The 12763-nt window shown below is 53.6% G+C and carries 12 protein-coding genes; 4 read left to right on the top strand and 8 right to left on the bottom strand.

The genetic code is table 11. The features are described 5' to 3' along the window. Positions 1 to 3: 3 nt before the first annotated feature. The 4 genes from RHJ80_RS04975 to RHJ80_RS04960 are packed head-to-tail and all read right to left on the bottom strand — an operon-like array spanning position 4 to position 4680. The gene (locus RHJ80_RS04975) at positions 4 to 1662 is read right to left on the bottom strand and encodes a type I-MYXAN CRISPR-associated endonuclease Cas4/Cas1 (RefSeq protein WP_302676608.1); all 1659 of its coding nucleotides are present in this window, start codon (positions 1660 to 1662) and stop codon (positions 4 to 6) included. 46 nt (positions 1663 to 1708) lie between these two features. After that, positions 1709 to 2281, bottom strand: coding sequence for a Uma2 family endonuclease (locus tag RHJ80_RS04970; protein ID WP_149817833.1), 573 nt, complete (start codon positions 2279 to 2281; stop codon positions 1709 to 1711). A 20-nt stretch (positions 2282 to 2301) separates the two neighbouring features. After that, complete coding sequence (locus RHJ80_RS04965) at positions 2302 to 2913, bottom strand: hypothetical protein (RefSeq protein WP_310801587.1); 612 nt, start codon at positions 2911 to 2913, stop codon at positions 2302 to 2304. A gap of 12 nt (positions 2914 to 2925) precedes the next feature. Beyond that, positions 2926 to 4680 carry an RDD family protein gene (locus RHJ80_RS04960; RefSeq protein WP_310801586.1) on the bottom strand — a complete coding sequence of 585 codons (1755 nt, stop codon included), beginning with the start codon at positions 4678 to 4680 and terminating at the stop codon, positions 2926 to 2928. Between the two features lie 211 nt (positions 4681 to 4891). On the opposite strand from RHJ80_RS04960, the gene RHJ80_RS04955 reads away from it, so the two are divergent. Continuing rightward, complete coding sequence (locus RHJ80_RS04955) at positions 4892 to 5944, top strand: adenosine deaminase (RefSeq protein WP_149817839.1); 1053 nt, start codon at positions 4892 to 4894, stop codon at positions 5942 to 5944. Positions 5945 to 5953: 9 nt separating this feature from the next. Continuing rightward, positions 5954 to 6544, top strand: coding sequence for a 3-isopropylmalate dehydratase small subunit (gene leuD, locus RHJ80_RS04950; RefSeq protein WP_302679005.1), 591 nt, complete (start codon positions 5954 to 5956; stop codon positions 6542 to 6544). On the opposite strand, the gene RHJ80_RS04945 is transcribed toward leuD, so the two are convergent. Further along, positions 6537 to 7493 (bottom strand): glycosyltransferase, encoded by a 957-nt coding sequence (locus RHJ80_RS04945; protein ID WP_310801585.1) that lies wholly within the window; start codon positions 7491 to 7493, stop codon positions 6537 to 6539. The genes leuD and RHJ80_RS04945 overlap by 8 nt on opposite strands. Positions 7494 to 7583: 90 nt before the next feature. Between RHJ80_RS04945 and RHJ80_RS04940 the strand changes: the two genes are divergently transcribed. Then, the gene (locus RHJ80_RS04940) at positions 7584 to 8546 is read left to right on the top strand and encodes a hypothetical protein (RefSeq protein ID WP_310744172.1); all 963 of its coding nucleotides are present in this window, start codon (positions 7584 to 7586) and stop codon (positions 8544 to 8546) included. Here RHJ80_RS04940 and RHJ80_RS04935 read toward each other — a convergent pair. From RHJ80_RS04935 to RHJ80_RS04925, 3 genes are read right to left on the bottom strand one after another with little or no spacing between them, the layout of a single operon-like run. Next, on the bottom strand, positions 8543 to 10069 hold the full coding sequence (locus tag RHJ80_RS04935) for a right-handed parallel beta-helix repeat-containing protein (protein WP_310744171.1): 1527 nt from the start codon (positions 10067 to 10069) through the stop codon (positions 8543 to 8545). The two genes, RHJ80_RS04940 and RHJ80_RS04935, sit on opposite strands and share 4 nt — an antisense overlap. Then, positions 10066 to 10263, bottom strand: a complete 198-nt coding sequence (locus RHJ80_RS04930) for a lipopolysaccharide assembly protein LapA domain-containing protein (RefSeq protein WP_206201320.1) — start codon at positions 10261 to 10263, stop codon at positions 10066 to 10068. The genes RHJ80_RS04935 and RHJ80_RS04930 overlap by 4 nt, the downstream gene beginning before the upstream one ends. After that, positions 10264 to 10476: a hypothetical protein gene (locus RHJ80_RS04925; RefSeq protein ID WP_206201319.1), complete on the bottom strand. Its 213-nt coding sequence runs from the start codon at positions 10474 to 10476 to the stop codon at positions 10264 to 10266. A gap of 261 nt (positions 10477 to 10737) precedes the next feature. Here RHJ80_RS04925 and RHJ80_RS04920 point away from each other — a divergent pair, with 261 nt between their 5' ends. Next, positions 10738 to 12762 carry a GspE/PulE family protein gene (locus RHJ80_RS04920; protein ID WP_310801584.1) on the top strand — a complete coding sequence of 675 codons (2025 nt, stop codon included), beginning with the start codon at positions 10738 to 10740 and terminating at the stop codon, positions 12760 to 12762. Position 12763: the final 1 nt, after the last annotated feature.

Below are 12763 nucleotides of genomic sequence, written 5' to 3'. Positions count from 1 at the left end.
AGGTCAACGCAAAATGAGTTTGCCAAATAGACCTGCTTCCCCACACCATTCCTTTTCAAGCAAACGCACTTCCAGCTCCAAGAGTCGCCGATAAGTGAGCGAGTAGTTGGTTACTGGGTGCTTCCACGTTTCACCTTTGCGGGCTTCATAGAGTTCAATGAACTTGCGGCGGCCATAGTCACTCAGCCATACGTGATCTCGGCGTACCTCAAAGCATTGGTCAAGGTTCCACTGCATACGGTTAATCGAACCAATAACGACCATATCCACAAGGGGGACGCGGAAAATTTCCATCAAGTCCAACGCAAGGGGTGGTGCTTGGGTACGCGGCTGATGATAGAAGCCAAAGGCGGGTTCAAGACCAACCGTAAGAATGGCATTCATTACGTCTTTGAGCAGCATGCCATAGCCAAAACTGAGCAGCGCATTAAAACGATCTTTCGGGGGGCGGCGATTGCGACCGTTGAAGCGCAGCTCCTTCGGGACTTGATCCCCTAGAAGATAGGGCAATCCCGAAAAATACAGGGCAGCGAGATTGCCTTCAATGCCGCGTAGAGCCTCTCGGGAATTGGCGTGGGAGATGCTGCTAATGAGCCGATCCATTTGCGTAGTGGTCTCTTGCAATGCAGGCAGAGCATCTTGGCGATTCCGCTGTCCTCGGAGTAACAGGCGACGCTGACTTTGTCCGCGACAATTCACCAGTAACTGGGCAAGACGTAAACATTGGTCTGGGTTCGTCAGGGCTTGATATTGACGAATACGCCGTTGAATACTGCCCTTGCGGTTGTCAATGCTGCCGATATAGCGCCCACCACTGCTGATGAAGTGAACACCGACATCCTCATAGGCACAGAGATGAATGGCTGGGGTGGTAATTTGGGCAAATTTGTGGATAACAACTTGACCCACCTGCTGAATGGGCAGCTTTTGCTCAGGTTCATCGTCAATGGCAATCCGTAGCTGCTCGCCAGCTCGCCTGATTACCGATTTGCCAGCCGTGACATGGATAATCTCACGCTCGTCATCTCGCGGAAATAACCGCAGGGGTAAATGCTCAGGATCTCGGGCGAGGCGGGCTTCTTCAGGCAGGCAAACAGGTGCCAAGGAGCAGTTGAGACAGAGTTTTTCATTGCTACAGACAGGGGGACGTTCTAGGGAAGCACGCAGTTGACGCGCTTGCTCGATTGTGTCCCGCACCAGTTGGCGGCCTGCCTCATCTACAGGAACCCGTACAGTGATGTTATCGCGGTGATAGTGAATGCGGCCTTCGGGGACAGTGACGCCGAGAACGGTTTCTAGTAAACAGGCATAGGCCAGAATTTGTACCCTGTCGCTGTGCCAAGCTTGGGGCTGCTGCTGGCGATCGCGATAAGAACGGCCAATTTTGTGCTCGTAGGGAATCAAATGCCCCTCCAAGGTACGCAGTGCATCAACCCGCCCTCGTAAGCCAAGGGCTACACTTTCCAGATTAAATTCCTGCCAGTCTTCCCGTTCTAGTTTTTGTAGCTCAGCGTGGAGCCGCCGCCCCGCAAAGACGGATTCATTTTGGGTATAAAGCTCCTCAACTTCTTCGAGATAAAATAGCCGCCGACAGTAGGCAAAAGCACGCAGAGAGCTAACGCGCAGTGTTTCCGTTTCAGCGCAGGCAACGGTCTGTTCCATGATTGATATCTCCAGTGCGAAGATTCCACTGGTTTATCCATTGGCCTTAGGGAGAAAATGCAAGGCAAAAGTCAGGAAGAATTTCCTCTCCTGAAAGCGTTGTTGGCAGAGACACGCTCTCTGGTGTTTGCTGGGGGCGATAAATTTCTGCCATTTGTTGCTGGGGGACAATCAACCAGCCAAGGCGGCAACCATTGTCCATGTATTCCTGCATTTTTGCCCTTAAATGGGACAAGTCATCACTAGCAGATGCGAGTTCAATCACAAAATCGGGGCAAAGAGGCACAAAGCCTTGGCGTTCCTCTGGGGTTAGGCGCTGCCAATGTTCCTTGGTAATCCATGCAACATCGGGTGAGCGAATGGCGCCATTGGGCAGGCGAAATCCCGTTGAGGAGTCAAAGACCTCACCTAGTTGAGTTTGGCGATTCCAAAGACTAATGTCAGCCGTGAGGGCGGCATTGTAGCGACCCGTTTCGCCGCCTGTAGGGGGCATAACAACCAATTCTCCCGCAGCAGTTAATTCAAACCGTAGATTAGGATTGGCTTTGATAATCTCTGCGAATTGCTCTTCAGTGAACTGAAGGGTTTTGGGTAGATACACGGGGGGAGCATGGTGCATAGCTATTGCCCCTCAAAGATCTAACGGTTTTTCCACCATTCAAAACTACGTTTCCATTCTCGCGATCGCGGGGGTAATTCCTGCAATGATGCTGCCACGTGGTTAAAGACCTGCTCCACCACGGGTAAGGGCACCCGATCTTCGGCTTCAAAGAGAATAACCAGCCGCTGCCCCCCTTGGAGATGCATCAAATATAACTCTTGGTGAATCGGTCGGGGGGTTGGATAATAAAACAGTTCACCACGGACTCGCCGTCCCAAAATTCGCCGCTCAATGCGTGCGGGGGCTGCTGAGAGAGGACCCCCCACTTGGGTAAACCGTAGCCAACTGCGCAACTCCTGATCGGAAAGTTCCCCCAGTACCTCACTTGTTTTGGGTAGGCTAATCAGGCTCACCATTAACTCGTGCTCCCCCGGTACGGCATTGGCGGGATAGACCACAGCAACGCCATTTTCACCAAAAGAAGTGGGTGGCGAAAATTGTAGGGGTGTTTCAAAGGATAAGCCTAGGAGTTGATAGCGTTGGGGGACAGGGGCAGCAGCCTGAATCGTCACTTCACTCGCCCGACCTATGAGCAGGGGAAAAGCGCCCAAAAGGGTCAGACTACAACCAAGGGTCAGCAGCAAACGCATAACGGCCTCACACTAGGGGGATGACTGGTATTGTTGACGATAGGCCATGTATAGACCTTCTAGGAAGTCCTCGGCACTGAGGGCAGGCCAGTGGGCGGGATAGGTGGGCAGCAACAGGGGTTCTAATTGCTGGCGCAGCTCCTGAGCCACTTGATAGCGACCGACAGGACTCAGGCGATCGCGATTGTTGAGGTAATTGCGTACTAGGAGATAGTGTTCGGGAGTCATCTGTTCCCAATGGGCGAGCGATCGCAACTCCTGCACCCAAGCCGCCTGTGGTTGCTGACCGGTTGTAGCTTTAGGTGCCAACCGCGTCGCCTGTTCATCTTGAATCACAAGGGTACCCGCCACCCTATCTCCCAAACGTTTTTCTGATCGAGATAACGCCACTAGGAGTGCCCCTATACCAAAAAAAGCAAAATCAATGGGTTGCAGCAGACTGCGCAAGGTCGCTTCCCGCAGACCAATGGGGCGGCCATTATCTTGAACAACGCGAATTTCTGCATAGCGCTTGCCGGGGGTTTGTCCCTGCCAGTAGGTTTCAAAGAAGATGTAATAGCCGTTGTAGAAGGCAAACATCACCAATAGGTAAATGCCCAAACTCCAAGCCTCAATACTTTGGCCACTAGCGGGTAGCACCTCAATCAGCCACGGGTAAAGGGCATAGAAGTAGATGTACCCTGCCGCCAGCGAAAAAAGCACAAGTGCCGTGTAGAGAATCACCTGATCAATCAGCCAAGCCAAAACGCGGCTGCCAATTCCTGCTAGGGCAAAGTCCAACTCGATGCTTTCCGGTGTGCGTAGTGTGACCCGCCGCAACCAGCGCAGGGGATTCACTGCTTCAGGGCGGACTTGAAACGCTGCTCCTTCATTGCGGACTCGCAGATCCCAATACAGAACTGCCTTGATTCCTTGCCAGAGGGGCAGGAGCAAAACCCCTACAAAGAGGCCAGCAACGGGAAGAATCACCACGCTGTTGATAATACTGCCAAGGAGATTGGCGGGAATCGTTGCAAGGAAAGCAACAAAAAATACCGTTAGGGTATGCCATGCCTGTCCCTGCGTCAGTTGCCAACTGCGCCGAACGGATTTGAGGGGCGTACAGTCGGGTTCAAGGGCTAAGACCACATCAACAAGGGAGAGCCGCGCCATAAAGTAGCTAATCACCAACAGCGCAAGGAGCACTAGCAACAGGATACTGAGCAGAAAAGTTAAAAAGAAGAGACTTCTTGCGGGTTCCGTTTGGATATTCTGCTCGAGGAATTGCACTAAGGGGGATGCCACCAAATAAATTAAGTAGCCGATCGCCCCCAAGACCCCATACACCAAGAGCAAAATGACACCGACCATCAGAGTGGCCAGCAAATAATTCAGCATCTTGGGAAAAATAAAGCTGCGGGCTGCCGATTCTGATTCCTCAAGGGCCGTCAGGACAGCGTAAATACGGCGAGAAAGCAGCGCACCACTGGCCATTAGCCGTGTCCAACCAAAGAGATAAAAGGGCAAAGCTACGAGGACACTAATGCCTGTGAGCCAGAGAAAGGGGGCAACATTATCCATCGCCCCAGCAAGAATCCCCCCAACAATCAGTGCTACGGCCACGATCAGCACGGCGGTAATGGTGAGCAGAAAAAACCACGCATGGGCAAAAAGGCTCAAAAGAAAGTAGCGATTGCCCTGATGACGGTACAGCTGCAAAGCAATCGTGACTACATTGCCGCTAGAGAGAGAATGGGGAAGCCGTCCTCGCCGCCGAAAAGGCCACATTCGCGATACCCAACCAATTGGAGATCGAAATGATCCTAGCGTTTGCGCCCATTGGTTCCTGCGCCACCTTTGTAAAATTTGTTAACATTAGAACAATTTAATCCTTCGTTCATCACTGTTTTCGTTCTGTTTTCGATGGCTGAGGTGCGGGCATTGACCCCTCTGGGCAGCTTAGGTATTGATTGCGTTTTGGCCAGTTCAAGGAGCACGTATGGCACTGTACGCAGAACTACATCGGCATTTGGGTGGCTCAGTTGTACCGCGTATTCTTTGGCGGTATTTTCAGCGGAACGATCGCGCCCTTGCAGATCGCTTTCCTGACTATGAGGAATTTGAAACCTTTTATACGCGCCCCCGCCAATCCCTTGAAGAATACCTCGAACTCCACACCCTAGTGGAGAGTGTGCAAACGCCGCAAACTTTGCCCTATTTCATCTTTCGCTTGATTCGCGGCGCCTATATTTTTGAAAACTTGGCCTATCTAGAGCTGCGCTATACCCCCTATCTGCGCACGGATCCGCAGCGATCCCAGAGCGATCGCATTGAGCAGATGGCCGACATTGTTAAAACGGTGGGTCTGGCTTGCCAAGTACCAGAATACCCGATTGTCACGAGCCAAATTCTCTGTATGCACACGCGGCTACCCTATGCGGTGAACCGTGCCATTGTTGATCTGGCGGCGAGTTTTCCGCAGTTTGTCTGTGGCATTGACTTGGCCGGGGGCGATAGCGTCTATGGCGATCGCATGGCGGAATTTATTGAACTCTATGCCTATGCCCGCGATCGCGGTCTTAAAACCACTGGCCACCTCTACGAAACGGTGAATGGCTGCTATCCCGAATTGCTACCCTACCTGCAACGCATTGGTCATGGCATTCAAATTCCCCTGCGCTATCCAGAGCTGCTCAAGGAAGTGGCGGCAGCCGGTCAATGCCTCGAAGTGTGCCCCACCACCTATTTTCAAACGGGTACCCTTGAGAGCTACGCGCAATTACGCCTCGTCTTTGAACGCTGTTTTGAAGCGGGGGTAGACGTGGCCATCTGTACTGACAACGCGGGTCTGCACAACGTGCGGCTGCCCTTTGAGTACGAAAACTTGCTCACCCACGACATCCTCAACTTCAAGGAGTTACAAGCCTGTCAGGAAGCCGCTTTTCGCCATGCCTTTGCTTGGCCCCATGCGCAACCGCCGACCCTACTGTTGAGTAACCTGCTTCAGGGCAATTCCCCCCAAAATGCACTGGCAGGCTGCGCAATCCAGTAAGATAGACCTATGAGCAAGATTGAACGCATTACCGGTCGTGGCCTTCCTCTGCGGGGCAACGATATCGATACGGATCGCATTATTCCCGCACGGTTTCTCCGCTGTGTCACTTTTGATGGCCTTGGGGAACACGTTTTTGCTGACGATCGCCAGTCGGGGCAACACCCTTTTGACCTGCCTCAGTACCAAGGGGCACGGATTCTGGTGGTGAATGCCAATTTTGGCTGTGGCTCTAGTCGCGAACACGCCCCCCAAGCGATCGCCCGTTGGGGAATTCAAGCAATTGTCAGCGAAAGCTTTGCCGAGATCTTTGCCGGGAACTGCTTGGCAATGGGGGTTCCCTGTCTGACGGCAGCTCCAGAACAGGTACAAGCACTGCAAACTCTCTTAGAAGAGCAGCCCACTACGGAACTGACCCTAGACTTACAGGCGCTGACCTTGACAGCAGGCGATCAAGTGATTCCCTTAACCATGGCGGAAAGTACGCGGCAAATGCTCCTTTCGGGTCAATGGGATGCCTGTGGTCAACTGTTGGCCAATCAGGACAAAATTCACGACGTGGCAGCGCGGCTGCCCTATGTGCGGTGGGCAGTTAGTTAACCCGTCGCAGTAGCCAAAGCCAAGCCCCAAAGAGCCAACGCCAGCCTTGCCAGCGGCGCGATCGCCCCAATGCAATCACCTCTGGTAGATCAAACAGCTGGTACACTGCCTCTGCCCGTTGCCACTGCCGTCGCCGCAAAAATCGCCACGTTCCCGCCAAGATAAACTGGTGAAAAAAGTCACACTGGCACTGCCGCAGTTCCGCTGGTGAGAGAATCGATAAATTCGCAGCGGCGGCAAAAATATTCCCTAGGGTAGCCAAGGTCTGGGCTTGAAACATTCCCATTGTCAGGGCTTGATCGTGGATCGTGTAGGCAGCAGTGGCGCGGGGAACCGTGTAAACCCCCTTCTGGGCAAAGAAGCGTAGCCATTGGTAGAGGTCTGTGGCTTCGCCGTAGGCGGGATCAAAATAGCCCACCTCGTCGAGGAGCGATCGCCGCCAGATCAAGGCGGGAAATCGCACAAACGAGGAATGACGCAGCAATTGCCTAAGGGCTTGAGCTGGGGAGAGCCATGTTTGCTGCCGGGGTATCTGCCGTCGCAAACAGCGTTGATGCGAATCCACCAAATGCACGCCAAAGAGAAAGACATCAAACTGGCTACCATATTGGATGAGGGTTTCCAGAATCGTTGTGATCCCTTGGGGCAACAGGTAATCATCATCGTGCAACAGCAGGATAAACTCCCCAGCGGCCTGCGCTAAACTGGCATTCCAATTGGCCACCATTCCTAAGCGTTGCCCATTGTGCTGGTAGTGCCAGCGGCCTGACCATCCAGCCAGTAAATCCTCTACTGCTGTGGGGGTGGCAGAATCATCGATAATAATGACTTCCACCGGATCGTGGCTCTCAGGGAGCAAGGCTGCGACAACTGAGCGAACCGCTTGTGCCAATCCTTGGGGACGGTTATAGGCCGGAATGCAAATGCTCAATAGGGGTGCTTGTGCCATTGTTGGGAACCTGCACAGGGTGCTGCATAATCCATCGGGGTGGTGCGTTAAGTGAAGGGACTGTAGGGCACTGTTTTCGGAGCGATTGCTATGACCTCTGCCACCGTCGATCGCCAACGTTTGCAAGCGGCTTTGGCTTCCCTCAACCTTAGTTTAGAGGCAGAACTCACTCAATATCGCTGCCATCGCATGGTACAAGCCCATTCCCCCTTTGCAGCGCCGCCGGTTCCCGAGTCTGCAACTTCCCCAGAACCGAGTGTCACCCCTGCTGCCGCAGAAACAGCTTCCCAAACCGTTCCTCCCGTTGTCAATTCTTTGACCCCCACCCCTGAGACAGCAGCAGCCACCGATGAACGCACCAATGAAGAACTGGCTGATCCATTTTTCGAGTTTGATCCCATAGATTTAGCAGAACTCTTGCCCCAGTCCTATGCCAGCGATCCCCCTGCCCCGCAAACGCCAACCCGAACAAAGCGCCCCTTTGCCTCTACCCGCGAGCTGCTCAAGCAGGCCCGAAAAAACCAACAGCGGCCTTGGTTCCAACGGCGTGAAAGCAATAGTCAACATCTGGTGCAACGCTGGTTAATTGTGGTTGGCATTCTGGCCGGCTTTAGTGGCGCAGCCCTCTGGTGGTTCAACCGCCGACCTGCCCCCGTTGCCACTGAATCACCTGCAACGCCAACAGCAGCATCACCCACGCCCCCCGTCGGCCCTGATATGACTGCGCGGGAATTTCCCGATGTCAATCGCAGCACCCTTGCCCAATTGGAACCTGCGGCGAGTCCATCAACCAGTGCCTCACCCACCCCTACGGCCAGCCCAACCCCGGCTGAACCTGAACATACGACGCAGCTTTTTGTGGAAAAAATGCCCAATGGTCGCTACTATGTGCTGGCTCCCTACAAGGAACCTGCGGACTTAGAAAAAGTCCAAGCTGTGGTGCCTGATGCCTTTTTGGTGGGCAACGGCGACCAAACCAAGATTCAACTGGGGATGTTTGTCGATGAGGCCTCGGCTCAAGCGATGGTCAATCAGTTACGCGATCGCCTCTAGGGGATGAGCCAGCGATCGCTGGCATTGCCGTATTGCTCCTGCCACTGCGACCAAGTGAGATTTTCCCCCTCTAGGCGAAAGGGATAGGCCGCTTCACTCCACCAGTGGTTATCCTGCAATTTCAGCGTTTGCAAGAAGGGTTCCCCCTTGAGGGTGGTCAGGAGTTGCTCTTGGCGGCTACCAATCCAATTCCCCTCTAGGTACCAATCTTGAGAGGTCATCGTGACTTCCTCACCCGTTTCGGGTAGGGTGATGGTTCGAGGCGAAGGATCGCGGACGCCAATTTGTGCCCCTTGGTTTTCCCAAATCCAGTTGTGGCGCAGGGTAACATGGGCAGCCGCCCAGCCAAAAATGCCGGGGGTTTGTAGATAGTTCGGGGCAATGCTGTAGTTATAGGCAATTAAGGAATCTTCAATGGTCACTGGACCTGTGCTCGCCTCGAGGAAAAGACCGACAACGGCATTGCCGAGAAATTGCGATCGCCGAATCTCAACGTTTTGATTATCAGTATCAAGCCACAGACCGGCCGCTTGATTCTCAATCGCGCGGTAGCGATCGAAGACGGCGCGGCGCAAATGAAAGTACTTATCCCCCGCATCCCAATCGTAAAAGCCTGCCCATGCCCCCCGCCAATTATTCCCTTGAACGAGCACCTGCTGCACTGTGAAGTCCCGCAAATGAACCCCCGCCATGCCCCGCCAGCCATTTTGCAGAAACTGTGTTCGTTCCACCCGCAGGCGATCGCTCTGATGACTTTCGAGGCCGCCCCAATTATTGCCCCAAAAAGTACAGTCTTTAACCTCAATGTCATGGCTGCGTTCAATGCGCACCGCTTGGCTAAATGTGCCGCCATAGTGCTCAAAGCGTAGGCCCACCAAACTGATAAAACCACTGTCTAAGATGCGTAAGGCCTCACGGTGAACGGCTACTTCCAATTCACTGGGTGAGATGCCCACAGACAGAGCCACATACAGTTGTTGCTCCGTATCATCCACGTAGAAATCATCCCCCTGCAATTCCCTAAATGAAAGTCGCTGCCGCAGGGGAGTATCCCGCCACCACACCAGTTCGCCCCGCTGCGCTACGAGGGGTAACTCAATGCCATAGTTTGTCCACGGGTTACCCGAAAAGCCCCAAGCCAGTGTCCAAGGGTGACGGTAAATGGTGAACCTAGGGGTGCTGGAGACTTCTTGCCAATCTGACCATTGTTGACTGCCCCGCACAATCACGCGTTCGCCCGCCTGAGCCACCAGTCGCAGGGGCATCTGCCGATGATGAATCGTTCCCAATGCCTCCCGATAAATGCCGCCATGAATGTAAATGTCGCTGGGGCGATCGTGCGCCTGTGCCCACGCCAAAGCAGCAGCAATCGTACGGAAAGGGGTTACGGCATCGCTGGCTTGTGGATCGGCTGGATTGACTTCTAGGGTGAGGGGTGAGGCTGGAATGGCCGCAATTCTTGGTTGCCCCATCAAGCACAAAACAATCACAAGTAGAATGAGCAGCGCGTGTGGCCACTTCATCGCCGCAGTGGACGGGCTAAATAGGGCACCCAGAGGGCGATCGCAGCCACAAAGATCAAGAGCAAGCCAAGGGGCATCTCAATGGATTGCCAAAACAAAAATCGCAGCGACACCGCTTTTGCATTCTGTACCGAAAAGAGGGCGATCGCCCCGCTGCTGATCATCCAGAGTAAAAAGAGCAAAAAGCGGCGCATTTACTTCCCTTCCGCTTGGCGGATCATCTCCTCCGTCTTATGGTAGCGGTTATAGACAGAAAACCCCGTAAACATGCCCTTAAGAAAGTCATTCAGTTGCTCGCGGGTACTGGCACTGGCCGTACTCAAAGGTGCCGGCAAAAAGCGATCGCCAAAACCAACAAAGACCAAACCAACCACCAGCACAGGCAAAATCAAGTCTTTGACACGCATAGGGCAAACCTCCACAGGATGATGGCGGAATCAAGAGGACGCGCTAACAGGGAGAACAGATAACTAATAGTTTCTAATGTGCCGCAGGATTGTAAATAATTTTCAGCCTATGCAAAAGAGGGCGATCGCGGTTACAAAGCGTCTATAACAAGAATTGTCAACAAAAATGTCAATAAACATAAACCGTGAAAATACCCATGAAATCTCTGGGAAGGTTGTTGCTACTATAGTAGGCAAGCCATCCAGACCCCAACGCGCCCTATGGTCAACACATCGTCATCTTCTTCTCGGAAAGCACTTACCGTGCGCGGCAGAGCCGCTAGCCCCACAGAACGAGCCATTGTTGCCTCCGGTTACGCCAGTATCGATCAGGTGCGGGAAGCCATGAACACCGCCCGCAAAACGGGCAAGTCCCTCGTAACCGTGTTGCAGGAGATTACGGGCACCACCATGCCCCCCGATGTGTTACGCCAGTACCACAAGCAACAGCTTTTTGAACTCAAAGTGATCTACGGGGTTGATTGCCTCGATCCCGAACTCAATCGTTTCCCCACCGAGCAAATCGAGGAACTGATCAACACGATTGTACCGATTGACACCTGCCGCACCTACCAAGTCATCCCCATTGCCAAGCACCTCGACGCTGATCCCCCCTATCTGCTCGTGGCGATGGTGGATCCAGATAACCTCCAAGCCATTGACAACCTCACCCGCTTACTCCGCGCCCACAACCTCACCCTCAAGCGAATGGTGATCACCCTAGAGGATTACCAACGCCTCATTGACCCGATTCTCAATAAACAGGTAGCTGAAACCACCGCTAGCAAAAGCGCCCCGGCTGCGATCGGTGACATCAACATCGAAGAAGACATCGAAGCCATGGGCGGCCTCGAAGAGCTGGAAGGGGAGCAGGAGGTTGACCTTGCTGAGGCGCTGAAAGGTGCAGAAGATGCTCCGATTATTGCCCTTGTCAACAAAATTTTGGCCAAAGCCCTCACCGAAGGCGTTTCCGACATTCACATCGAACCTCAAGAGGAATACCTGCGGATTCGTTTCCGCAAAGATGGGGTGCTTCACCAAGCCTTTGATCCACTGCCGAAGAAAATCGTGCCAGCCGTCGTTTCCCGCTTCAAAATCTTGGCTGACCTTGATATTGCCGAGCGGCGTGCCCCCCAAGATGGTCGTATCCGCAAAATGTTCCAAGGGCGACGGGTGGACTTCCGAGTGAATACCCTCCCCAGCCGCTGGGGCGAAAAAGTCGTACTGCGGATTCTCGATAACTCCGCCACCCAACTCGGTCTCGACAAGCTGATTACTGACCCTGAGAGCCTTGCTATTGTGCGGGAGATGACCAAGCGCCCCTTTGGCCTCATCCTCGTTACAGGTCCCACTGGTTCAGGGAAAACCACCACGCTTTACTCTGCGCTGGCTGAATGTAATAGTCCCGGTGTCAACATCAGTACAGCGGAAGACCCGATTGAATACACGCTCCCCGGCCTAACGCAGGTACAGGTTATTCGCGAAAAAGGCATGGACTTTGCCTCAATTTTGCGAGCCTTTCTCCGCCAAGACCCCGATGTAATTCTGGTGGGCGAAACCCGTGACAAAGAAACCGCAAAAACCGCCATTGAAGCGGCTTTGACGGGGCACTTGGTCTTGACAACCCTGCACACTAACGATGCCCCCAGTGCAATTGCCCGCCTCTCGGAAATGGGCATTGAACCCTTTATGGTTTCCGCCTCCCTCATTGGGGTTGTTGCCCAACGGCTGATGCGGCGGGTATGCAGTGAGTGTCGGATTCCCTATACACCCACCCGTGAGGAACTGGCGCGCTTTGGCTTGTCTGCCTCCAAGGATGTCAACCTCACCCTCTACAAAGCCAATAAACTGACACCCGAGCAGATTCAAGCGGCTAAGGCAACTGGCCAACCCATTTGCAGTAAATGTGGTGGTTTGGGCTATAAAGGACGGGTCGGCGTCTACGAAATTATGCGGGTGACGGAGCGCCTGCAAAGCCTGATTACTGAGGGTGCCCCCACCGAGCAAATCAAGGAGGCGGCCGTCGAAGAGGGCATGAAAACCCTGTTGGCCTATAGCCTGAACCTTGTCAAAGAAGGGGTCACCACCCTCGAGGAAGTCGAGCGCGTCACCTTTACGGACACGGGTCTCGAATCAGAACTCAAGGCCAAACGTAAGAGTTCTTTAACCTGCCGTACCTGCGGTGCCGAGGCGCAGCCCGAATGGTTAGAATGCCCCTATTGCATGACACCCCGCTTTGTGGATTAAC

It is taken from the genome of Thermosynechococcus sp. QS41 (assembly GCF_031583515.1).
In the GTDB taxonomy this organism is placed as follows: Bacteria; Cyanobacteriota; Cyanobacteriia; order Thermosynechococcales; family Thermosynechococcaceae; genus Thermosynechococcus.
This window is presented reverse-complemented; position numbering and strand designations above follow the sequence as displayed.